The sequence below is a fragment of the Labrenzia sp. THAF82 genome, assembly GCF_009363435.1.
Classification (GTDB): domain Bacteria; phylum Pseudomonadota; class Alphaproteobacteria; order Rhizobiales; family Stappiaceae; genus Roseibium; species Roseibium porphyridii.
The window spans coordinates 2,338,052-2,361,388 of the sequence record NZ_CP045354.1; the positions used below are offsets into that span (position 1 = coordinate 2,338,052).

15 protein-coding genes are annotated in these 23,337 nt (G+C 55.8%); 10 read left to right on the forward strand and 5 right to left on the reverse strand.

Features of this window, described 5'->3' with window-relative positions; translation table 11 throughout:
* The first annotated feature begins 176 nt into the window (after positions 1–176).
* The 5 genes from FIV00_RS10930 (at position 177) to FIV00_RS10950 (ending at position 10,137) form a co-directional block, all read left to right on the forward strand.
* Entirely contained in the window at positions 177–989 is an 813-nt protein-coding gene (locus tag FIV00_RS10930) for an outer membrane protein assembly factor BamD (RefSeq protein ID WP_152504215.1), read from the forward strand.
* A gap of 105 nt (positions 990–1,094) precedes the next feature.
* Positions 1,095–2,762, forward strand: coding sequence for a DNA repair protein RecN (gene recN / locus FIV00_RS10935; RefSeq protein WP_152500774.1), 1,668 nt, complete (start codon positions 1,095–1,097; stop codon positions 2,760–2,762).
* 10 nt (positions 2,763–2,772) lie between these two features.
* Positions 2,773–4,929 (forward strand): NAD-dependent DNA ligase LigA, encoded by a 2,157-nt coding sequence (ligA, locus tag FIV00_RS10940; RefSeq protein ID WP_152500775.1) that lies wholly within the window; start codon positions 2,773–2,775, stop codon positions 4,927–4,929.
* Positions 4,930–5,304: 375 nt separating this feature from the next.
* Positions 5,305–7,365: a methyl-accepting chemotaxis protein gene (locus FIV00_RS10945; protein WP_152500776.1), complete on the forward strand. Its 2,061-nt coding sequence runs from the start codon at positions 5,305–5,307 to the stop codon at positions 7,363–7,365.
* Positions 7,366–7,698: 333 nt separating this feature from the next.
* Positions 7,699–10,137 carry an ATP-dependent helicase gene (locus tag FIV00_RS10950; RefSeq protein ID WP_152500777.1) on the forward strand — a complete coding sequence of 813 codons (2,439 nt, stop codon included), beginning with the start codon at positions 7,699–7,701 and terminating at the stop codon, positions 10,135–10,137.
* A 24-nt stretch (positions 10,138–10,161) separates the two neighbouring features.
* On the opposite strand, the gene FIV00_RS10955 is transcribed toward FIV00_RS10950, so the two are convergent.
* Entirely contained in the window at positions 10,162–10,728 is a 567-nt protein-coding gene (locus FIV00_RS10955; RefSeq protein ID WP_152500778.1) for a tetratricopeptide repeat protein, read from the reverse strand.
* A gap of 141 nt (positions 10,729–10,869) precedes the next feature.
* On the opposite strand from FIV00_RS10955, the gene FIV00_RS10960 reads away from it, so the two are divergent.
* Positions 10,870–11,760, forward strand: a complete 891-nt coding sequence (locus tag FIV00_RS10960) for a 50S ribosomal protein L11 methyltransferase (RefSeq protein WP_152500779.1) — start codon at positions 10,870–10,872, stop codon at positions 11,758–11,760.
* A gap of 120 nt (positions 11,761–11,880) precedes the next feature.
* Here FIV00_RS10960 and FIV00_RS10965 read toward each other — a convergent pair whose 3' ends face one another.
* Complete coding sequence (locus tag FIV00_RS10965) at positions 11,881–12,078, reverse strand: hypothetical protein (RefSeq protein WP_152500780.1); 198 nt, start codon at positions 12,076–12,078, stop codon at positions 11,881–11,883.
* 249 nt (positions 12,079–12,327) lie between these two features.
* Between FIV00_RS10965 and FIV00_RS10970 the strand changes: the two genes are divergently transcribed.
* Both FIV00_RS10970 and FIV00_RS10975 read left to right on the forward strand, forming a co-directional pair.
* Complete coding sequence (locus tag FIV00_RS10970; RefSeq protein WP_152500781.1) at positions 12,328–14,142, forward strand: aminopeptidase P family protein; 1,815 nt, start codon at positions 12,328–12,330, stop codon at positions 14,140–14,142.
* 75 nt (positions 14,143–14,217) lie between these two features.
* The gene (locus tag FIV00_RS10975) at positions 14,218–15,252 is read left to right on the forward strand and encodes a phytanoyl-CoA dioxygenase family protein (protein ID WP_152500782.1); all 1,035 of its coding nucleotides are present in this window, start codon (positions 14,218–14,220) and stop codon (positions 15,250–15,252) included.
* A 20-nt stretch (positions 15,253–15,272) separates the two neighbouring features.
* Here the strand turns inward: FIV00_RS10975 and FIV00_RS10980 are convergent, their stop codons facing one another.
* Both FIV00_RS10980 and FIV00_RS10985 read right to left on the reverse strand, forming a co-directional pair.
* The gene (locus tag FIV00_RS10980) at positions 15,273–16,916 is read right to left on the reverse strand and encodes a chloride channel protein (protein ID WP_152500783.1); all 1,644 of its coding nucleotides are present in this window, start codon (positions 16,914–16,916) and stop codon (positions 15,273–15,275) included.
* Between the two features lie 162 nt (positions 16,917–17,078).
* Positions 17,079–17,567 (reverse strand): thioesterase family protein, encoded by a 489-nt coding sequence (locus FIV00_RS10985; protein WP_152500784.1) that lies wholly within the window; start codon positions 17,565–17,567, stop codon positions 17,079–17,081.
* Positions 17,568–17,708: 141 nt separating this feature from the next.
* On the opposite strand from FIV00_RS10985, the gene FIV00_RS10990 reads away from it, so the two are divergent.
* Entirely contained in the window at positions 17,709–19,133 is a 1,425-nt protein-coding gene (locus tag FIV00_RS10990) for an FAD-binding oxidoreductase (RefSeq protein ID WP_152500785.1), read from the forward strand.
* A 198-nt stretch (positions 19,134–19,331) separates the two neighbouring features.
* The gene (locus FIV00_RS10995) at positions 19,332–23,108 is read left to right on the forward strand and encodes an AsmA-like C-terminal region-containing protein (protein ID WP_209006888.1); all 3,777 of its coding nucleotides are present in this window, start codon (positions 19,332–19,334) and stop codon (positions 23,106–23,108) included.
* 7 nt (positions 23,109–23,115) lie between these two features.
* On the opposite strand, the gene FIV00_RS11000 is transcribed toward FIV00_RS10995, so the two are convergent.
* Positions 23,116–23,334 carry a ribbon-helix-helix domain-containing protein gene (locus FIV00_RS11000; RefSeq protein WP_152500787.1) on the reverse strand — a complete coding sequence of 73 codons (219 nt, stop codon included), beginning with the start codon at positions 23,332–23,334 and terminating at the stop codon, positions 23,116–23,118.
* Positions 23,335–23,337 lie beyond the last annotated feature (3 nt).

A 23,337-nucleotide genomic window follows, 5' to 3' on the forward strand; every position in this document is an offset into this window, starting at 1 on the left:
GATGGCCGATGAAGGCGTGACGGGGACAGGTGATTTCCGCTAAACACTGCTGTCGACGCAGGAATATGGCCGGAAAGCTGATGGCCGGAAAGCTGATGGCCGGATGGGCGAATGAGCCCGGGAGTATGGGTGTGAACGGAATGGATACTGGTTTCGCTTGGAACGGGACCAAGCGAATGCAATTCTTTCTCAGAATGAGCATACTGGCCTTGCCGGTTGCTTTGGTCGCTTGCGGTGGCAAGGACGACCTTGACGAGCTTGCTCTGAACGACACTCCGCCGGAAGTTCTCTTCAACGAAGGCCTTGCACTTCGCTCTCAAGGAAAGCTTGGCGACTCAACAGAAAAATTTGAGGAGCTGGACAAGCTTTACCCCTATTCCGAATATTCCAAGAAATCGCTGGTGAACCTGGCGTTTCTGAATTATTCGCGCGGCAAGTACACGGAAACAGTTACCGCCGCAAAACGTTTCGTGACACTTTATCCAGGCGATCAGGATTCGGCCTACATGCTCTACCTGGCAGGTCAGAGCTATTTCCGGCAGATGCCCGACATCACGCGCGATCAGGCTGTGACCAGAAAGTCCGCCGCAGCCTTTAACGAACTGATCCAGCGCTATCCTGATTCAGAATATGTTCCGGATGCGGAAAAGAAGCTGCGGATTGTGAAAGACCAGCTCGGCGGCAAGGAAATGCAGGTTGGGCGCTATTATCTGAAAAAGCGCAACTACATTGCTGCCATCAACCGCTTTAAGACAGTCGTCGTGGAGTACCAGACGACCCGGCATGTTGAAGAAGCGCTGTTCCGGCTGACCGAGGCCTATTATGCGCTGGGTGTTGTCAGCGAGGCACAAACGGCCGCCGCTGTTCTGGGTCACAACTACCCGGATACGCAGTGGTACAAGGATGCGTTCTCGCTTCTCAACAAAGGTGGCTATGAGCCGTCTGAAGACAGCGGAAGCTGGATCAGCCGCGCATTCCGCTCGGTCTAGTCTGCATCCACGTAAATCACGTTGAAATGCCTTAACAAGGCTCTGGCAAGACGGCGCGGTCCTCCTATATGGTGGGCCGCGCCGAACTTTTAGGAGCAACCCTTCATGCTGGTCACGCTGTCTATCCGTGACATCGTTCTCATTGACCGTCTTGACCTTGATTTTACGGCCGGAATGTCTGTCCTCACAGGCGAGACCGGTGCCGGTAAGTCTATTTTGCTGGATTCGCTGTCACTTGCGCTCGGTGCGCGCGGTGATGCGGATCTTGTCCGTCATGGTGAAGACCAGGGTCAGGTGACGGCAGTCTTTGATGTTGCTGGCGCTCATCCGGTGCGTGAGTTCTTGCGAGCTAATGATGTCGATGACGACGGTGATGTGATCCTGAGGCGCATACAAACGGCGGATGGGCGAACCCGTGCCTTCGTCAACGATCAGCCGGTCAGCGCGGGACTTTTGAGACAGGCTGGAAGCTTGCTCGTCGAGATACATGGCCAGCATGATGACCGGGCGCTTGTCGATCCCGATAGCCACCGTTCGCTGATCGACCTCTTTGGCGGTCTGACGGCTGATGCAGAAGGTGTTGCTGCGGCCTATTCCGCTTTTCGTTCAGCTGCCAGAGCAGTAAGCGAACATGAGCAACGTATCGAGGCTGCGCGCAAAGAGGCAGACTATCTTCGATCGTCCGTTGATGAACTGTTGCAGCTGAAGCCGGAGCCAGGCGAAGAGCAGCAATTGGCAGAACGCCGTACGGACATGATGCAGGTGGAGAAGATCGCCGGTGATCTCAATGAAGCGTTCGAGACGCTGAACGGATCGGCGTCACCTATCCCGGAACTGGCAAGCCTGCTCAGGCGTCTTGAGCGGAAGGTGGACCAGTTGCCGAGGCTGCTGGGGCAGCCGGTTCGGTCGCTTTCAGAAGCACTGGATCAGCTTGAAGAAACGCGTGGCGGTCTTGAAAGCGCGTTGCGAGAAACGGAGTTCGACCCGCGCGAACTGGAAAGCGTGGAAGAGCGATTGTTTGCGCTGCGGGCCGCCTCCAGAAAATACTCGGTAACTGTCGAGGAGTTACCGGCTCTTTGCGACCGGATGGTCGCTGATCTTGCCGATCTTGATGCCGGTGAAGACAAGCTGGCAGCCCTTGTTGATGCATCCGCTAAAGCCCAATCAAGCTACGACAAGAAAGCAGCGTTCCTATCGCAAAAACGTCGAAAGTCGGCAGCAGCTCTTGAGAAGGCCGTTGAACGGGAGTTGCCGGATCTGAAGCTTGAACGCGCACGCTTTATCGTTGAGATGCAGAGCGAGCCTGAAACCCGGGGCAAAACAGGCATCGACCAGCTGGAATTTCATGTGCAGACCAATCCCGGTACCAAACCCGGACCGCTGATGAAAGTCGCCTCTGGCGGTGAATTGTCGAGGTTTCTCCTGGCTCTGAAAGTGTGCCTCGCGGATAAAGGCACTGCGCCCACGCTTGTTTTTGACGAGATCGACACCGGTGTCGGGGGGGCCGTTGCCGAAGCGATTGGGGTCCGCCTGGCGCGACTTGCCGGTACTGTTCAGGTACTAACGGTCACGCATGCGCCGCAGGTTGCTGCGCGCGCCGAAGGACATTTTCTGATCGCCAAAGAGGCTGCCAAGCCCAACAGGGTGGCGACCCGCGTACAACGAATTGATGATGACCACCGGAGCGAAGAGATCGCTCGTATGTTGGCGGGCAGCGTCATTACCGAAGAAGCAAGGGCAGCGGCCCGCAAACTCCTGACAGCCGCGGAATAGAGAGACGCTCATGGCAGACACCGTTGAGACCTCCACGATAGATGTTGACGCGCTGACACCGGATCAGGCCGCGGTCGAGTTGAAGCGGCTTGCATCGGAAATTGCCGAGCATGACCGCAGATATCACCAGGAAGACGCTCCATCTATTTCCGATGCGGACTACGATGCCTTGCGCAGACGGAATTCAGCAATTGAGGAGCGGTTTCCCGCTCTGGCTGTTGAAGATGGCCCCTCTACACAAGTGGGGGCAGCACCCGCATCCGGGTTTGGCAAGATTACGCATCGTGTACCGATGCTGTCATTGGACAATGCCTTCAACGATGATGATGTGCGTGACTTCGTTGGCCGGGTCCGGCGGTTTTTGAAATTCGATCCACTTCAGGGTGTTCTTGGTGTGACGGCCGAACCGAAGATTGACGGCCTGTCCCTGTCGCTGCGTTTTGAAAACGGTGAACTGGTTTATGCAGCAACGCGCGGAGACGGAACCACCGGCGAGAATGTCACGGCCAATGCGCGAACCATAAAGGATATCCCCCAAACGCTTGCAGGTGAGGTGCCCGCAGTTGTTGAAATTCGGGGCGAAGTCTATATGGCGCACAAGGATTTTCAGGCCCTGAATGAGCGCATGGATGCCAATGGCGGCAAGGTCTTTGCCAATCCGCGCAACGCAGCCGCCGGTTCTCTACGCCAGTTGAAGTCCGAAATCACGGCTTCCAGACCCTTGCGTTTCTTTGCGTATGCGTGGGGTGAGATGAGTGCGATGCCCGCCGAAACTCAGTTCGGCATGGTTGACCAGCTCAAGGACTGGGGCTTTCAAATCAACCCTTTGATGAAGCGCTGTGAAACCGTTGAGGAACTTCTTGGTGTCTACCATGGCATTGAAGAAAGCCGCGCGCAGCTCGACTATGATATCGATGGCGTCGTTTATAAGGTCGACCGGCTTGATTTGCAGGAACGGCTCGGGTTTGTGTCCCGGTCACCCAGATGGGCAATCGCACACAAGTTTCCTGCCGAACAGGCATTCACTGTTTTGAATGATATCGAAATTCAGGTTGGCAGAACCGGCGCTCTGACACCGGTTGCCAAACTGGAACCCATCACCGTTGGGGGCGTTGTCGTCTCCAATGCGACCTTGCACAACGAAGATTACATCAAGGGCATAGGTCAGGACGGAGAACCCATCCGCGAGGGCAAGGACCTGCGGATCGGAGACACGGTCAAGATCCAGCGCGCGGGTGACGTTATTCCCCAGATCGTCGATATCGACCTCGACAAGCGCCCGGCTGACGCAGTTGCCTTTGAATTCCCAACCGTCTGCCCTTCCTGTGGCAGTCATGCGGTGCGGGAGAAGAATGAAAAGACAGGTCGGGTTGATGCGGTCCGCCGGTGCACTGGCGGGCTCATTTGTCCAGCTCAGGCAACGGAGAAGCTGAAACACTTTGTTTCACGCAATGCCTTCGACATTGAGGGCTTCGGCGACAAGCAGGTCGATGCCTTTTACCAGGACGGCCTGGTGATGACGCCGGCGGATATCTTCACATTGGAAGAACGGGACAAGCGGTCGCTGACCAAATTGCGCAACAGGGAGGGTTGGGGTGCCCTGTCGGCCAAGAACCTTTTCGAAGCGATCAATGCGCGCCGCGATATTGACCTGCATCGCTTCATCTTCGCACTTGGTATTCGACACGTAGGCGAGGGGAACGGCAAATTGCTGGCCAGAGCCTACGGATCGTGGCAGGCGTTTTATGAAGCCATGCAGGCAGCTCATGATACTTCAGGCGAGGCCTTTGCCGACCTGAATGACATAGATGGAATCGGGCATATTGTTGCAGACGCGCTGGTCGAGTTTTTTGCAGAACAAAGAAACCGCGCCCAGCTTGATGCATTGCTGGAAGAGGTGAGGCCCAGAGAGGCCGAGAAGATCGATGCCACAGGATCACCCGTAGCTGGAAAGACTGTCGTCTTTACCGGCTCGCTGGAGCGGATGACCCGGGAAGAAGCGAAAGCGATGGCGGAGCGATTTGGGGCCAAAGTATCGGGCTCGGTTTCGAAAAAGACCGATCTTGTGGTGGCTGGTCCCGGGGCTAGATCAAAGCTGAAGAAGGCGCAGGATCTGGATGTTGAAGTCATCTCCGAGGATGACTGGTTTGATCTTGTTGGCGCATAGGCGAAGGCGTTGATGATCGGTCAACTGATCGCAGAACACCCGCGACGCATTGACACCAACCTGGGGCGGTACGCATTTTCCCGCCAAATAAGTTGCTGATCATCGGCGGTCTCACGGCGTGAAACTAGCGTGAAATTGCGCCCCGAGAATCCCCTCCGGCAAGTCACATCTGCGCGAAAGAATCTTCATCTGACATTGTACGTATTGATACTAATGACAGGGGTGGAAAAACTCGATCTGCTACCTGAAATTGATACACTTGGCGAATGGCTTGTTTTGTGTCGGAAATTGCCAAGTTTGCAGCTAACGTTAAGTAACAAGTAACACGCTCCCTCCAATTCTAAGGAACGTAATTCTGTTCTGGAGGGGGATGCGATGATGAAGCGCATTAAGGTGCAAATCGGGCTCCTTGCAATTGTTCCGATGCTCGCCGTGATCGGTTTCGCGGCTTTGAGTGTTTATGAAAAGTCTGTCGAACTGTCTCATCATGAATTCATGAGGCCATTGACCCGGATTGCTGAAGATGCCGGCAATCTCGTTCACGAGCTTCAAAAAGAGCGGGGGATGAGCGTTGCGCTCATCAAGTCGGATTATGACCCGGCTGCTCGCGCTAAACTTGATGCACAGCGGCCGAATGTCGATGCGGCATTGAAGATGTTCGATGATCACCTTGCCGCAATTGATCTCAATGACGAGGCATTGCTTGCCGATCTTCAGCATGTTGCGGAGGAAGTGCACAAGACCGACGCGTTCCGGCAGGCTATTGACGCGAAAAAATTTACGGCTGGCGATGTGGTCAAGAACTACACGCACGAAGTTCATGAGTTGATCCATGTGGTGGGGATTACCACCGAATCCAGCCCGTCTCCTGAGATCACAACTGAGCTCCTTGCCTATCTGACACTGGTTGAAGCTATGGAGTCCGGTGGTCTGGAAAGGGCAACGGGTGCAGCTCTGCTGAACGAGTTCAATCTGACCGGCGAAGTCAATCTTCAGACCTACAAGTCAGTCGTCACGCATTATGGCGGCGAGAAGGCTTTCCTGAAGGAATTTCTCTCGATCGCCACAAAAGAGCAAAAGACACTCTGGGAAAACACGGTCAAGGGTGAACCAGTTGAAGAGACGTTGGTTTGGCGAAAGGCTATTCACGACTTGCCGGCAACCAAGGATGCGAAAGGCATTGAAGGCGCTGCCTGGTTTGCCAAGGCGACTGAACGTCTGAACCTCATCAAAACGGTCTCTGATGACTTCATCCATCGCGCCGAAGCGGCTGCCGATACTGACGCAGCCCGACTGAATTCCGAAATCTTCGTTCTGGCAACGATCGCCGTTGGTTTTGTTGCGGCTACACTGGCACTTGTTGTCTGGCAGGTTATGGCGATCACGCAGATGCTGAGCCGCCAGCGTGATGCCATCACCGAACTGGCCGAGGGCAATCTGGACGTGATTGTGTCCGACACAGATCGCCCTGATGAAATTGGCGATATTGCCAGAGCTTCGGAGGTTTTTCGCGACAAGCTTATACATCAGCAGCAACTCGAAGAAGCTGCCGAGGCTGATCGCATCAAACGCCGCGAGAGGCGGACTCAGCTCGAAAACGCCATCCGGCATTTCGAGACATCCGTGACAACCATCCAGGAACAGCTTTCCGGCGAGACCAGAGGTGTTCAGGACAGTGCCGGTGAAATGCTGACGATTGCTCTTCATGCCGACGAGAGCGCGCGCGCTGCAAACTCGGCAACGGAAGAGGCAACCACCAACGTTCAGACCGTTGCGTCTGCTGCGGCGGAACTGTCGGCGTCCATCGGCGAGATTTCCCGCCAGGCCGGAACGGCCATGCAGATCTCAGCGTCTGCTTCTGAAACGGCGGTTGCGGCCGATAAGGATATCTCCATCCTCGCGGAAACGGCCGACAAGATCGGCGAAGTCGTCGAGATCATCCGTGCCATTGCCGAGCAGACAAATCTGTTGGCTTTGAACGCGACAATTGAGGCGGCGCGTGCCGGTGAAGCCGGCAAGGGGTTTGCCGTTGTGGCAGCGGAAGTGAAAGAGCTTTCCACCCAGACAGCACGTGCGACCGATGAGATCGCCAGCCAGATTTCCGGCATTCAGGGATCGACCCAGAAATCGGTCGCCGCAATCCGTGACATCGTCGAGAAAATCGAAGAAGTGCGCGGTGTCACCGAGACGATTTCGGCTTCCGTTGACGAGCAGAATGCTGCAACGAGCGAAATCACGCAAAGCATCACCTTTGCTTCTGATGGCGCTTCAGCCGCGGCAAGCAACGTTGCCGGTGTCTCGGGTTCAATTGATCAGACACGCCAGAAATCGGAAACGCTGAGCCAGTCCGCTGAACAGCTGGGGCTGGTTGCCAATGACCTTTCCGACGCTGTCGGGGCGTTCCTGAACGAGGTTCGCGAAGACGAAGCGGCCTGATCTTCAGGAAACAGTCAATTTGAGCGGGGCGGTACTTTGGTGCCGCCCCGTTTTCTTTGTGGGATCATGGCAACCAAGACCTGGGCGGCACGACGAGCCTGATTGTGGGGTGCCTACGAAACTGCCCTTGGTTTGGAAACTCTCTCTCGAGATTTGCCTCTGACCATCAAGAGGCAGGAAGTTGCCCTTTGAGACCGCCAGCCCAACCAATTATTCGAGCTCGTTTACAGCTTTATCTTGTCCCCACGAAATCCTAATCTTCCGCCTCGCCACACTCGGTTTGTTGCTATATTGTTCTCAGCGAACATTTTGATGTAATCGGACCCAAAAATCATGGCAGACCCTGACGGGTATGACGATCCGTTTGATGATCCTTTTCAGCCGATCGGCACCAGGGCGGAGCCCGCAGCAGCACCTGCAAGGCCTGCTGGAGGGATCGCTGCCCGCGCCATGGCGGCGCGTCAAGCGCCCGACTACCTGACAGGTCTCAATCCGGAACAGCGGCTTGCTGTCGAAACAACGGAAGGCCCTGTGCTTGTACTGGCAGGTGCCGGAACAGGGAAAACGCGGGTACTGACCACGCGTATTGCCCATATTCTAGCAACGGGTCGCGCGCGTCCTTCCGAAATCCTGGCCGTCACGTTCACCAACAAGGCGGCGCGGGAAATGAAAGAGCGCATCGCGGGCTTTGTTGGCGGTAACGTCGAAGGCATGGCCTGGCTCGGGACGTTCCACTCGATCTGCGTCAAGATTCTGCGAAAACACGCCGAACTTGTCGGGCTTAAATCCAGCTTTTCCATTCTCGACACGGATGATCAGATCCGTTTGATCAAGCAGATCATTCAAGCCGAGGGACTGGATGACAAGCGTTGGACAGCCCGTGCGTTTGCAGGAATGCTCGATGGCTGGAAAAACCGTGCGCTTGGACCAGACGACATTCCCGAAGGCGAGGCGCGCGCATTTGCCAATGGCAAGGGGCGCAAGCTTTACGAGGAGTATCAGGAGCGTTTGTCGATCCTCAACGCCGCGGATTTTGGCGATTTGCTGCTGCATGTCATCACGCTTTTCAAGACCCGGCCGGATGTTCTGAAGGACTATCAGCACCGGTTTCGCTATATGCTGGTCGATGAGTATCAGGACACGAACATAGCACAGTATCTCTGGCTGCGACTGCTGGCACAGGGCAACCCGAATGTGTGCTGCGTAGGCGACGATGACCAGTCGATTTATGGCTGGCGTGGGGCGGAAGTTGATAACATTTTGCGCTTTGAACATGATTTCAAGGGCGCCGAGGTTGTCCGCCTTGAGCGGAATTACCGGTCCACCAGTCATATTCTGGCCGCGGCTTCCCATCTCATTTCCTTCAATGAAGGGCGGCTCGGCAAAACGCTTTTCACTGATTTCAACGAGCCGGATCATGATCTGGTTTCAGTCGCTTCCGTTTGGGATTCAGAAGAAGAAGCCCGCACCATCGGCGACGAAATTGAGGCGCTGCAGTCCAAAGAGCATGTTCTCAATCAAATGGCGGTGCTCGTCCGTGCTTCCTTCCAGATGCGCGAGTTTGAAGATCGTTTTGTAACCCTGGGATTGAACTATCGGGTGATTGGTGGTCCCAGGTTTTACGAACGCATGGAAATTCGCGATGCCATGGCCTATTTCCGGTGCGTCGCGCAGCCGGCAGATGACCTGGCATTTGAACGCATCGTCAATACGCCGAAGCGTGGACTGGGTGACGCCACACTCAAACTCGTTCATGGCCTTGCCCGTGCCGAACGCATTCCTTTGATGCAGGCCGCAGCGCAATTGATCGACACTGAAGAGCTGAAGCCGAAGCCTCGCAATGCACTCAAAAATGTGCTCGACAATTTCGAGCGCTGGCGGAACCAGCTTGAACAGGTCAAACACACCGAACTTGCCGAAATCATTCTGGACGAGAGCGGTTACACGGAAATGTGGCGTCAGGACCGGTCGGCCGAGGCGCCTGGAAGGCTCGACAACCTGAAAGAACTCGTTCGCTCCATGGACGAGTTTGAATCTCTCAGCGGCTTTCTGGAGCATATCTCGCTGGTGATGGATCGGGACAGTGCGGATGCAAGCGACGCCGTTTCCATCATGACACTGCATTCGGCCAAGGGGCTCGAGTTCGACACTGTGTTCTTGCCGGGATGGGAAGAAGGTCTCTTTCCCCACCAGCGTGCCCTCGATGAGAGTGGCCGGGCAGGGCTGGAGGAGGAGCGCAGGCTTGCCTATGTCGGCATTACCCGCGCCAAGAAACGGGCAAAGATCTACTTTGCCTCCAATCGCCGGATTCACGGATTGTGGCAATCCACGGTGCCTTCCAGGTTCCTGGACGAATTGCCAGCGGACCACGTCGAGATTGCCGAACCGTCTTCAAATTATGGCGGGTATGCAGGTGGCGGTTATGGGCCATCGCGTTTTGACCACAATGACCCTTTCGAACGCGGCAGTTATTCGACGCCCGGCTGGCAACGGGCACAGCGTGCCAAGCAAAACTCGGACGGTTTTTCAGAAGGTGGTGGACGCGGCTACAAATCCGCCCGCATGAAGCGGCAGGGACCTTTGACCATAGAAGGAGAGCTTGTTGCAAAATCCGTCAGCGAAACACCGTCGGAATTCTCCCTCGGTGAGAGGGTTTTCCATATCAAGTTCGGTTATGGCGCGATCAAATCGATCGAAGGAAACAAGCTGACCATCGATTTTGAGAAGGCCGGTGTGAAGAAGGTCATCGACAGTTTCGTGGAACGGCATTGAGGGCTGCCCGATCTCGGCATTTTGCTAAAGATCCGTGCCCTTCGGTTTGATCAGCAGGTTTCTCTCATTCAGATATGGATGAATCTCGACAGCTTCTCTCAGTAGCTTTTGACCGAGCTTTGCGCGTCCCATGCTGAGGAAGATCATCGCTTTGCCTGAGAGGGCCCCAAAGTGCCTGGGTTCGAGCTCCAGCACACGGTCAATGTCTTCAAGGCTTTCGTCGTAGTTGCCTTGCAAAAACAACACAAAGGCGCGCTGGTTCCAACCTTCCGAATAGTCGGGTGCTTCTTTTACCACTTCATCAAGGATGTCTTTTGCACCTTGAAAGTCATAGATGCCGCGCCGGCTCATGGCCTCATCAATGCTTTCTCGTATGCCCGGGGTCGGGGCAGCGTTCAGCCAGGATTCCCAGATCTGGTTCTCGATCTTCTTGGCTTCCACTTCATTGGGAGCATTCTTGAGAGCGCGGAACAATGTGTCCTGCTCTGTTGTCGCATTGGCGGCCTGCGGTGGAACAGTCAAAAGCATTATAGCCGTGGCAATGGCGGCCATAACCCAATACGGAGAGTGGTTTCTCGCAAGTGTGGACATGGATCCTCCCGTTTCTCTCTTCTTTAGAGATGGGGCGGAACAGGGATTTGCCCAGGCTTTTGCTGAGGCTCCACTGGAATGTGAATGGCCGGGCCGCTATACCGCTGGCCTTGTGGCCATTTCAACAAGGCGTGAGCGAACATGAAAACCATTCGGGTGCGGATTACAGCCGAGGAACTGGAAGCCAAACGAATTTCTGACATTCTGGAACGTGCATTCGAGGATGAAGGCAATCCGGTGACGGTTTACGAGGCTTCGTCTGACGGGAGGGTCTGGGCAGCTGAGGTCTTGTTGTTTGAGGTTTCGCCCGAGGAAGCAGAGGCAACCGTTCGCGATCGCGTTGGTGCCGACGCATTTGCCGCTCCGCTTGAAGCTGAGGAACTACCTGATATCAACTGGGTTGAAAAGAGCCTAGAAGGACTTAAGCCAGTTCGGGCCGGGCGGTTTCTGGTTCATGGAAGCCACGACCGGGACAAGGTCCTGCCGGGCGCTATCGGGCTGGAGATCGAGGCAGCTCTTGCGTTTGGAACCGGACATCACGGGACCACTGCAGGATGCCTGGAGGAAATTGATCGGCTGCTTTCACTGCGTGAGTATGACAGCATCCTGGATTTGGGCACCGGCACAGGCGTTCTTGCGATTGCTGCTGCATTGAAATCCAGACAAATCGTGCTGGCCACAGACATCGACCCGGTCGCTACCCAGACTGCTCTTCAAAACGCCCGTCTCAACGGCGCAAGTCATCTGGTCCGTGGGTTTACGGCAAACGGCATGGATGACCGACGTTTCGGACTTTACGGTCCGTTCGACCTCGTGATTGCCAACATATTGGCGCGACCCTTGATGAAAATGGCCAAATCCATTGGGCAACAGATGACCCAAACAGCGACACTGGTCCTGTCCGGTCTTCGCGTGGAAGACGGGCCCAGGATCCTGTTCGCTTATCGATGCCAGGGATTTGTGCTGGACCGACGGCGTGAGAAAGATGGTTGGTTGACACTCACACTGGTGCGCGGCCGTAATTTGGCCTGAAGCGCATCGATATGCCTATTTTGGCCCCGTGAAACAACAAAAAAGCCCGCCGTGACAAACGGCGAGCTTTAGAATGTGCACAGTTCTCTATCTTGTCCTGAGCCCAAACCGGCAATCAGATCAGAAGCCAGTGGTCGTAGACCCTTCACGCTCAAGCTCATCACGGTCATAGCCGTGTGCAGCGAGCGTCGCGTCGTCGAGAGACAGCAGGTAACCGTTGACATAGCGGCGTGCCTGAACAGAGCGGGCCTCAACCATGCGATCGAATGCGCGGCGCATGAAGCCGTTGCGGGTGGATGTCGTCGTTTTCATGGTCATTTTCTCAATCCCATTTGGAGTTTTGAGAGCTTCCCTAGGGAGCCACGTCTTTCTTGTTGTGTTGATCCCTATATGCGCCTTTGCCGTTGAGTCTGGTAGGCCTGATTGCGCATGACTGCTCTGCGTCTCTCGCATATGCGAAATAGATGGTGCATCGCACTGTAGGTGCGATTTTCATTCTCGTTTGGGTGCTTGGGAGGAAAAATTATCTGGCTTGATCCCTAGCTGCGGGCAAATTACCGTGCCGCCATGTTTCAATCTTTTGAAGATCTCAGCGATCCTTCCTGCGGAGCGCCGCATGCGGCTCTCCTGCGGGCTGAACTTGGCCGTCTTGGCCTAGATGGCTTTTTGATACCGCGTGCCGACGCCCATCAGGGTGAATATGTGCCCCCACATGATTGCCGGCTTCAGTGGTTGACCGGATTTACAGGTTCGGCGGGAGTTGCAGCAGTACTCGATGATCAGGCAGCTATTTTCGTCGATGGTCGATACACTATCCAGGTGCGTGAGCAGGTCGATATGGCAGTGTTTCCGGCTGCACACTTGATTACCGATCCCGTCACGGCGTGGCTCGCATCTAGATTGAAGCCCGGGCAAAAACTTGGTGTCGACGCGATGCTTCATACGGTTCGTGAAGTGCGCCGGCTTCGGGAAGTCTGCGAGACTGCGGGCGCGGAGCTTGTGACGCTGGATGAAAATCCGATCGATGCGATCTGGATCGACCGACCGGACCCTCCGCTCGGTAAGGTAAAGCTTTATCCCCTGGAACTCGCCGGGAAGGCATCTGAGGGCAAAATTGCCGAAATTCAGGCAGCGCTTTCGGAAAAGAAGGCAGATTCCTGTGTGCTGACCCAGCCCGATTCAATCGCCTGGTTGCTGAATATCCGTGGCTCTGATGTCACTCACACGCCTTTGCCTTTGTCGTTCGCAACTGTTCCGTCAACCGGCAAACCGTCTCTTTATATCGACAGTCGCAAGCTTTCCAACTCGGTGCGCGATGCACTTTCCGAGCTGACTGATCTGGCTGAACCCGGTGAGTTTATGGAAGGGCTCAAAGCGCTTGGCCGAGACGGCGCAAGCGTCATGATTGACCCATCGCTGGCAGGCATCGGCATTGCAGATGCAATAAGCGATGCCGGAGGATCCTTGATCGAAGCTCAGGACCCGGTGCTTTTGCCGAAGGCAGTCAAGAACGATGTGGAGTTGAAGGGTGCTCGCGAGGCCCATATCCGCGATGCTGCGGCCTATATCAAGTTCTTGTGCTGGTTCGACGAGGAAGCTCCGAAAGGCGAACTGGACGAAATTGGTGTTGCTGAAAAACTTGAGGAATTTCGGCGGGACACCGGTGTTCTGAAAGACATTTCCTTCGATACGATCTCCGGTGCCGGGCCGAATGGTGCCATTTGCCACTACAGGGTCAGCCATAGCAGCAACTTGAAAATTCCGATGGGAAAACCGTTCCTCATCGATTCTGGTGCGCAGTTCGAAGACGGAACAACCGATATCACCCGCACGCTTGCGGTGGGCGACGTTACGGCTGACATGAAAAGGCACTATACGCTCGTGCTGAAAGGCCATATCGCCATTTCGACCGCGCGTTTTCCGGAAGGGACGACCGGCGCTCAACTCGATACGCTCGCCAGGATCGATCTCTGGCAGGCCGGGCTTGATTTCGATCACGGCACGGGTCATGGGGTGGGGGCCTACCTCAGTGTCCATGAAGGACCACAGCGCATTGCTAAGACAGGTACAGCCCCTTTGAAGCCAGGTATGATCCTGTCGAACGAACCTGGTTATTACCCGGCTGGAGAATACGGTATCCGGATTGAAAACCTGGAGATCGTTACCGAAGCACGGGACATAGCCGGAGGTGAGCGACCGATGCTGGGGTTTGAAACGATCACCTTGGTCCCGATGGACCTTCGACTGGTGGATGTTGCCCTCTTGACCGACAAAGAACGCTCTTGGCTGAACCGCTATCATGATCGTGTGCGTAGCGAGATAGGCCCATTGGTTGGGGCAAAAGAACGCATCTGGCTGGAACAAGCCACAAAGACAATCTAGTATTGCCGGAGCCGGAGAAATCCGGCTTCGTTTCGAAAATTATTTAATTGCAGTTTGCTATCGATAGGTGACCTCGTGCGCGCCGCAGAAATACTGAAGATGCCTTATTACGCCGCGGCTTTGGCAACCGGGGCGAAATCCTTTTGCGACAATCCGCTCATAGGCAGCCGACGCCTGAATGAGGCCGGGCTCCATGTACACCGCATCAAACTTGCGGAAAAACTGGCGGATTTTCGTCGACGCCAACTCAAACATCTGTTGCCAGAAGAAGACCGGATTGCTTATGAGCGCGACGGTTTCATAGCAAAGCCAGGGCTCTTGACGGATGACGAACTTGCGGGCATTCGGCAGGAAGTCGAGACGACGCGCTTCCATGCATGGGATATGCGCCAAGGCAATGCTGTAACGCGCTTTATTCCGCTACCTCCAAATGTTTTGAAAGACCTTCCGTTTCTGAAAGCGCTTGTGTGGAGCAAGCCGTACCAGAACGGCCTGCGGTATCTGGCTTCCACCAATGGGGACCCGTTGGTTTATCTTCATATTGTGATGACTGATCCGGACAGCAAAAAGCGTGCTGATCCGCAAACGGCTTTTCATTCCGATACATTCCATCAGACCGCCAAATCCTGGTTTTTTCTCTACGATATTGACGATGCGGAAGGGCCGTTCACTTACATTCCGGGGTCTCATCGTCTTACCGAAGAACGGCTGAGTTGGGAGCGAGAGCAAAGCCTTGTCGCAGCTGAAAACAAGAACAAGCTTCACGCAAGAGGATCGTTCAGGTTGCGGGCGGACGAGTTGAGCCGACTGAACTACCCTCAACCCACCCGGTTCGCGGTTCCGGGAAATACGCTCGTCGTGGCTGATACGCACGGTTTTCATGCGCGGGCATCGAGTGACCGTCCCTCAGTAAGGGTCGGTATTTATGGTTCCTTGCGTCGCAATCCGTTCCTTCCCTGGGCAGGTCTTGATCCGCTCAATCTGCCGGGTATTCGAGGACAACAGGCTCGACTGTTTGTTGCCATGAAAGATCGAGAGGCACGGAAGAACGGGCGCGCCTCACATATGTATGCCGGTAAGGTTCTTCCAACGGAACCGCCAGCGTCTTAAGAATCTGGCACGTCCAAGTGTCAGTTGTGCTCTTCCTTCGTGGCCTTGATCAACGCGGCGTTGAAATAGCGCAGGCCTCTCACGTGCCGGGCCATACCAATAACCTTGGTGGCATCGCCCTTGCGCACCACTGGGAGTGCCGCCTTGCCGCAGGAATCAAAGCTTTTCAGGGCACTTTCCAGCGAATCCGTGTCGTGTAGATAGGGACCGTCTTCACCTGGATTGAAAATACGCTCTTCTTCCTTTTCCGGAGGCGGATCCATGAAGTCGCGAACCTTTACGGTCTCACTCAGGAATTGGTGAACGCCTTCGTTCACGAAGCAGCCGCGCATCCCCAATTGCCAATGAAAATAGGATTTGCCGTGAACGGCCTGCGTCAGTCCGGTTGATATCGAAACTGCAAGCAGCAAGGCTATGGAGAGGGCATAACCACCGGTCAGCTCGAACACGATCACTGTTGTTGAAAATGGCGCTCCAAGCACCGCAGCAGCAACTGCTCCCATGCCAAGGATCGCATATAGACCATGACTGGACGCCATTTCCGGAAAAGCGGAGGCTGCGATCAGTCCAAAGGCGCCACCTGTCATGGCGCCTAGATAGAGGGACGGCGAAAATATGCCGCCGCCGAACCGGGAGGCAAGGGTGATGGCTGTTGCGGCGGTCTTGACCACAAGAAGCGTGAGCATGGTCTGAATTGTCAGCTCGTGTTTCAGAGCAAGGTCGGTCGCCTCATATCCAACGCCGAGAACTTCCGGAAAGAAGATGCCAATTGCACCGACAGCCAGACCGCCAAGCACCGGACGGAACCACAACGGCATTGAGATGTTACGTGCGGTCCAGTCCGTGCCAATCAATGCGAATTGAAATGCGATAGCCACGGCTGCACAAGTCAGCCCCAGAAGAGCGAACGCGGGGATCTCCAGATAAGAGGAAATCTCATATTGGGGAATTTCAAACGCGGCGACATTCCCGAACCAGAGCCGGGATAGCAACGTCCCAACCACCGATGCCAGAACAATGGGTACGAAGGCCGAAACAGCGTAGTGGCCGAGTACAACTTCATGGGCGAACAAAACGCCGGCAATGGGAGCGTTGAACGACGCAGAGACGCCGCTGGCGACCGCGCAGGCCAGCATCACGCGTCGTCCGGCGTCCGGCAGATTGAAGAAATTGCAAACAGCAGTGCCGAGCGTTGCGCCCAGATGAACAACAGGTCCTTCGCGTCCGGCGCTTGCGCCGCCTCCGAGAGAAATGGCTGTGACAACCGCGGACCAGAGGCCTGCGCTGAGTGGCAAGCCCCGCCCGCCATGCGCACGTGCCTCAATCACGTCAGCCACGCCCCCTGCGCGCTGTTGAGGGTGGAAACGATGAAGGATCCAACCAACAAGCAGTCCCGCGAACGCCGGTGCCAGCAAGATGACCCACCAGGGTTGTTGCCGTGCTGCCTGAATGGTCAACTCGGTAACTGTTCCAAGCCAAGGCCATTGGATCAACCCGATTGCCGTCCGAAAGGCAATTGCAGCAAAAGCCACCAACGCGCCGACGGCAATAGCCAAGAACCAGATGAGAGGGAGTTTGTTGCCGCGAAACTGGCGCAGGTTTGGAGTAATCCAGCTGATGAGGATTTTGGGAAGCTGACCGGCTGTTTCTATTATTTTACGCATCAGTCATGGCACATGGAGCGGAATTCCTGCTTTTGAGCATTTTGCCCGAGTCGCAGCAAATAACTAGTCGCCCGACGACACTTTGAACGTTAAATCGCGTCACAAAACTTCAATTTTGAGAAAAGGTTGCCTCGAGAGCGATATCCTGATGCTTGGCAGACCTCATTTCGCAATTTCAATGCGTCTACCGCTGCGCTCCGGTCGCGGCAGGTTTTCATGGGCCTTGGCAAGACCTGCCAGGTTCTGAAAGACGTCTTTTGGCCAATCAGCAACCCTTCTGGCCGACAAGTCTACATGGAGGCTCATCTGTTCCATGGTGGCTGACAGCCAGTTCTCATCTGCGTTCCAGAGTTCCTGATAAAAGTGGGCACGCTTGTTGTCGAAGTCGATCAGCTGAAGTGTTGCTGTCACGGGCATCCCGGCACTGAGTTCGCGCAGATAACAAACGTGAGTTTCAGCTGTGAAAAATGAGGCGTTTCTTGTTTTCGCGTAGTCGGGGCCAAGGCCCAGCCCAAGGAAGATTTCATCAACGGCTCTGTCGAACAAAACGTTGTAGTAAGCCATGTTCAGATGACCGTTGTAGTCGATCCAGTCTTCCTGGACGAACATGACGTTGCTCCTGATCGGATGTTGTTCCCATTCCACCGTCATTGTCAGCACCTTTATCCACTTCGCCACATACAGTGTCTTAACACGCAACTTCCACTTTGACCTTTTGGGGATCTGCTCACATATTCTGCGTTAGCAAGCAGGGCGACCGCCAACAACCCTGACCCGTGGAGGATGGAATACATGTCTGATTTGGCAACCGCATTGGATGACGTGCAAGACGCCAGTCAGCCTGAACGTTTCAGTACGGCACTGTCGCAACTGAGCGATCTTTTCGGTGAGCGGTTTTCAACTTCGCATGCGCTTCGAGAGCAGCATGCCCACACAACGACTTGGCTGAAAAACCAGCCACCCGATGCGGTCATCTTCGCCCTGTCGACGGAAGAAGTTGCGAAGGCAGTCCGGATTTGCTCAGCGCATCAGGTCCCGATTATCCCCTTCGGCACGGGATCGTCGTTGGAAGGCCATGTCAACGCGCCGTCCGGCGGCGTCTCGATCGACCTCTCCAGGATGGACAAGGTACTGGAAGTCAATAGCGAGGACCTGGATTGCCGGGTTGAAGCGGGCGTCACGCGCAAGACATTGAACAGCTTCATCCGCGATACGGGATTGTTTTTTCCAATTGATCCTGGCGCGGATGCGAGCCTTGGCGGCATGGCGGCAACGCGTGCATCCGGGACAAACGCGGTCCGCTATGGGACGATGAAAGACGCAGTCCTTGGCTTGACGGTCGTGACTGCGGACGGTCGAATTATTCGCACTGGTGGACGCGCGCGAAAGTCTTCTGCCGGCTACGATCTAACCCGGCTTTTCGTTGGGTCGGAGGGAACGCTCGGGATCATTACGGAGCTAACGCTCCGACTGCACGGTCAACCCGAAGCGATTTCAGGCGGTGTCTGTCCTTTCCCTGACGTACAGTCTGCATGCAATGCGGTTATTGCGACAATTCAGATGGGATTGCCTGTTGCACGGATCGAACTGATGGACAGTCTTCAGGTGAAGGCGTGCAACGCGTATTCGAAGCTTGAGTTGGCCGAGACGCCGACATTGTTTCTTGAATTCCATGGATCTGAAGCCAGCGTTCGGGAACAATCCGAGACCTTTTCAGCCATTGCTGAGGAAATGGGCGGGGGCCCGTTTGACTGGGCCACGCTTGCCGAGGACAGGTCAAAGCTCTGGGCAGCGCGTCATGATGCATATTGGGCAGGCAAGTCGTTGAAGCCGGATGCACAGATCATGGTGACGGACGTTTGCGTGCCGATCTCCAGGCTTGCTGATTGCGTTTCGGCAACAGCAGAAGATATCCGTTCTGAAGGGTTTCTGGCCCCCATCGTTGGTCATGTCGGCGATGGCAACTTTCATGTTCAGATCCTGGTCAATCTCGATGATCCAGAGGAAAAGCGCAGGACGGAAGCATTCGTGGAACGCCTCGCCATCCGTGCCATCGATATGGGGGGAACCTGTACTGGTGAACACGGTGTTGGCCAGGGCAAGCAGAAGTACCTGCGCCGGGAGCATGGCGAAGCACTTGATGTGATGCAGGCCTTAAAACAGGCGCTTGATCCGGGCAATGTTATGAATCCGGGCAAGATACTGCCGCAGTCGTGATATTGTATCGAATCAGATCGCTAAGCTTCGGTGGCCAATTGCGGTTGTCCGCCGGAGCACAGACAGTTTTATGTTACTGTGTTTGCAGTGCAGCACAGATAGGCTAAATCTATCCCGCATGACTTACGGTGACCCGGGAGCACAAGGAGACAAGGCCTGAACTCCGTCTATATCACATTGGGAATTACCGTCATTCTGGTGCTGGTTGCCGCACTGGTAGGGCCGTTTTTTGTCGACTGGACCAACTATCGTTCCACTTTTGAGACCTATGCAGAGCGTGCATTGGGCCACAGGGTAACGGTGCTCGGTGAGGCGGATCTGCGTTTGCTTCCGGCGCCGTCCATCAGTTTTTCCGATGTTCGCGTCGGTGAGGCAGAAGATCCGCTTCTTGTTGTGTCGCAATTCAATGTTCGGATCGAATTGCCGCCGCTTCTGAAAGGCGAGATCCGCGTTCTTGACATGGAGCTCGACCGTCCGCACTTGACGCTTTCTCTCGACGAAGGTGGACGACTGGACTGGCTGACGGCAATCACCTCCAGCGGGGCATTGTCCAAACTGCCGCCAGAAGACATCGCCTTTGAAAAAGTGACTGTACGCGACGGTGCTCTCTCGGTGATCGACGCCCGCTCCGGAGAGACCCACAGGATCGACAATGGCAACCTTGCTGTAAGTGCCCGCTCCCTGGCTGGTCCATTCAAAGCGGCAGGAAGTCTTTCGATCAACGGCGCACCATACAATATCAGCCTTGCAACCGGACGTGCCCAGCAAGACACGGGCCTGCGGATCAAGGGTGAAGTGACACCAACAAACCGCCCGGTGAATTTCTCTTTCGACGGGATGCTCAACGAAGTGGATGCTGCCCCTGCCTTCGGCGGGCGTTTCAATATTGCATCCGTTCCGATAGAGGAAAACGACCGGAATATCTGGCAGGCAGAAGGTGAATTCACTGCGGACATCGCAGAAGTTGCCATTCCTGCGTTCGAGTTTCGCTATGGTCCTGAAGACAATCGCCTGGGCATGACCGGCAGCGCCGATCTTGTCTATGCAGGCGATAAACGCTTTGAAGTGCGCACCAAGTCCAAACAGGTTGATCTTGACAGGCTGCTGGGCGGCGGACCGCAGTCTCCTGTTGAGCTGGAGACTGCCAGTCGGCAGTTGGTCGCCGCGCTGAGGGCCGTCCCGCTGCCTCCGATCGACGGTGCCCTTTCAATGGATGTGCCGGCCGTGGTGGCCGGTGGCGGCATCATCCAAAACGTACGTCTTGATCTTGAAACCATGTTGGGTGGCTGGCGCGTTGCCCGACTGGCAGGGCGGTTGCCAGGGCGTACCTTGGTCGCGACACAGGGTGACCTTGGTCTCGACCCGGAGCTGACCTATCGCGGCGCTGTTTCTGTCAGCTCAGAGCAGCCCGGCGCATTTTTGAGCTGGTGGCGCCAAAGAGATACCGGCGTGACGGCCATTGATCCTGTCTCGTTGGAGGGGCGGCTGAATCTGGTTCCGGAAGGAGCCGCACTGGACAATCTCAGGCTGACGCTTTCAGGCTCAGAGGCACGCGGTGGTCTCGCCTATCGGAAGCCTAGAAATGGAAATTCAGTTTTCTCTCTCAGCCTCGATGCCGAGCGGCTCGACCTGGATCAGATCGAAAGTCTGGCAGGTCTTTTGCGCCCGGAGCGCGATGCGTCAGGCAAGACGGAAGACCCGGAAGGTTTCGACGTTTCCCTGAGATTGCGAGCCAAAGAAGTGGTCGCCCGCGGTGTCGAGGGTGAGGGCGTTGCCTTGGAAGCAGAGTATTCCGATGGTGGCGTCCGGATCGACAGGTTGTTTGCGGACGATCTCGCAGGTGCGCGCTTTGATGTTGAAGGCCGGATCGACAATCTGTTCTCCGCTCCAGATGGCGCCGTCACCGGAACGCTTGATGCGCGTGACCTGTCAGGTCTTGTTGCACTGACCGGGAGCCTTCTGCCTGAAACGGCCTTTGCAGAGCGGCTTGAAAAAGCCGCAAGCAGTCTGGTTCCGGCAAAGTTCGAAGGTGAACTCAAGGCGGCTGCGGCAGGGGACGGGACGGATATGACCCTTCGCCTTGAAGGTGCAGCAGGAGGTGCTGAGACCACAATCGACGCGGAGCTGAAAGGTCGGGTCGACACTTGGCAGAATGCAGAAGTCAATCTGTCCGTTTCCATGCTTGGCCCTGACGGTAGCAAGTTGCTCCAGCAACTGGGTTTCGATGTCATTCCAGTTGAAACCAGTGGTAATGGGCAATTGTCTCTTAGTGCCAAGGGCGTTCCGGAAGAGGGGCTGGAAGTCGATGTCGCTGCACAGGTCGGTACTTCGGAATTGACCTCTGAGGGCACGGTGACGCTGAAGAAGGACACCGATCCTGACTTCCGCTTCAGGGTCGGTGCGAAAACCTCCGACCTGGCGCCGCTTGCGCTGATGGCCGGACGCGTCTTGCCAATTATGACGGGAACAATTCCGGCACAATTGGATCTTGAAATTGAAGGTGTCGGAACAGCTCTTGCGCTGACCAAAGCCTCAGGAAAGATCGGGGAGACGCAGTTCGAGGGACGGCTCGAAGGTGATATGGAGCCTGCACCGGGTGAACGGAACCGCCGTTTTGCCGGAGAACTTACGCTCAACCAGGTTGATCTTCGCGGTTTGAGCGAGTTTGTTCTTGGACCTGATCAATGGTTTTCCGCAGGAGACGGATCAAGCATTTGGCCGACCGCTCCATTCGGTACTCCCTTGCTTGAAGGGTTTGACCTGACGCTTGGCCTCCAGGCCGATCGAATGATCATTGATGAAACGCTCGAGATTTCCAATCCGAACGCGGAACTCAGACTGACCCCGGTGATGATGCGCCTCGACGGTCTGAACGGTGTCTTCGCGGGTGGGGCACTGACCAGCAGCCTTTCGTTGCGCAGGTCAGAGGCCGAAGCTGCAATTTCGGGGCGGCTGAAACTCGACAACGGCGACTTGCGGCAGGTTGTCTGGCGTCCGGGCGACCGGGCAGTGGCCTCTGGCACGCTAGATCTTTTCCTGGAATTTGAAGGCGCTGGGCGATCCATTTCCGCAATTGTCACGGGACTGAGCGGTGGCGGCACATTTGCGCTTGAAGACGGTGATTTCCGCAGCTTGAGCCCGCAGGCGTTCCCACTCGTGACGCGTGCGGTCGATGCAGGTCTGGACCTGCAGGATGACAGGATTCGCGAAGTCTTCGTAAGCCATATGTCTGCAGGGAACCTGCCATTCGAACGTGTTGATGGCACTCTGACGCTTGTTGGTGGCCGGCTGAGCGCCCGAAATGTGGTTGTGGATTCGCAGCGTGCTGAAATATTCGGGTCGGCAGAAGTTGATCTTGGAACGAACGAACTCGACGCGGACTTCTCAGTGAAGATCGACCCGGGTGAGAATGCCGTGACAGGGGCAGAGCCGCAGGTTGGTCTGTTGTTTGAGGGCGCTTTGGATGCGCCGTCCCGGCGCGTCGATATCGCGCCTTTTACCGCCTATCTGACCTTGAGAGCCTTTGAGCAGGAAGTTGAGAGGGTCGAGAAGCTCCAGGCGGAAATCATGGAGCGTGACCGGCTTGTTCGAGAGCTGAAGCAGCAAAGAGAAGCGCAAGCACGGCGTGAAAGACTGGCGGCCGAAGCCGCCGCGCTTGCCGCCGAAGAAGAACGACTGCGCCTGGAACGGGAACAATCCGGTGATACCGGTCAGGACAATTCAGTGGCACCACAGGAAGCTGCACCTGCGCCCAGCAGGCAAAGTACTGCAGCGCCGACCGAATCCCAGGAGCCGTTCGCTGAGCGCATCCGGGCAGTGTTGGGCTCCGATGCATTAGCGCCGGTGCCGCCGCCGGCTTCAGCGCCGGCTGCCAAGCCGACGAACGCCCTGCCACCGCTCGATCCTCCGGTTTCCATCGAGGATCTGATCACACGTGATGTCGGTGCGCCGCTTGTTCTTCCCGGCGCACGCTAGTGCAGCTTTAATCCATTGCTGATCGGATCTGTTTCAGGACCCAGACCCTGACTGCAGAAGACAGTGGGTCTTCGGGATCGCGATTGTCATCAATTTCAGCGATAAGTCCTGCGAGCGACCGTCTTTCGGCTTGGGTTTTCTCGTCCACCACTTCCCAGAACTCGGGCTCCAGCGCCAGACTGGTGCGGTGGCCATGCAGGGTGAGGGAGCGTTTGAGCAGCGCCATGTC

Bases quoted from the DNA above. Each gene is read 5' to 3' on its own strand.
- FIV00_RS10930 (WP_152504215.1), top strand. From the start codon at position 177: ATGCAATTCTTTCTCAGAATGAGCATACTGGCCTTGCCGGTTGCTTTG.
- recN (WP_152500774.1), top strand. From the start codon at position 1,095: ATGCTGGTCACGCTGTCTATCCGTGACATCGTTCTCATTGACCGTCTT.
- ligA (WP_152500775.1), top strand. From the start codon at position 2,773: ATGGCAGACACCGTTGAGACCTCCACGATAGATGTTGACGCGCTGACA.
- FIV00_RS10945 (WP_152500776.1), top strand. From the start codon at position 5,305: ATGATGAAGCGCATTAAGGTGCAAATCGGGCTCCTTGCAATTGTTCCG.
- FIV00_RS10950 (WP_152500777.1), top strand. From the start codon at position 7,699: ATGGCAGACCCTGACGGGTATGACGATCCGTTTGATGATCCTTTTCAG.
- FIV00_RS10955 (WP_152500778.1), bottom strand. From the start codon at position 10,728: ATGTCCACACTTGCGAGAAACCACTCTCCGTATTGGGTTATGGCCGCC.
- FIV00_RS10960 (WP_152500779.1), top strand. From the start codon at position 10,870: ATGAAAACCATTCGGGTGCGGATTACAGCCGAGGAACTGGAAGCCAAA.
- FIV00_RS10965 (WP_152500780.1), bottom strand. From the start codon at position 12,078: ATGACCATGAAAACGACGACATCCACCCGCAACGGCTTCATGCGCCGC.
- FIV00_RS10970 (WP_152500781.1), top strand. From the start codon at position 12,328: ATGTTTCAATCTTTTGAAGATCTCAGCGATCCTTCCTGCGGAGCGCCG.
- FIV00_RS10980 (WP_152500783.1), bottom strand. From the start codon at position 16,916: ATGCGTAAAATAATAGAAACAGCCGGTCAGCTTCCCAAAATCCTCATC.
- FIV00_RS10985 (WP_152500784.1), bottom strand. From the start codon at position 17,567: ATGACGGTGGAATGGGAACAACATCCGATCAGGAGCAACGTCATGTTC.
- FIV00_RS10990 (WP_152500785.1), top strand. From the start codon at position 17,709: ATGTCTGATTTGGCAACCGCATTGGATGACGTGCAAGACGCCAGTCAG.
- FIV00_RS11000 (WP_152500787.1), bottom strand. From the start codon at position 23,334: ATGGCGCTGCTCAAACGCTCCCTCACCCTGCATGGCCACCGCACCAGT.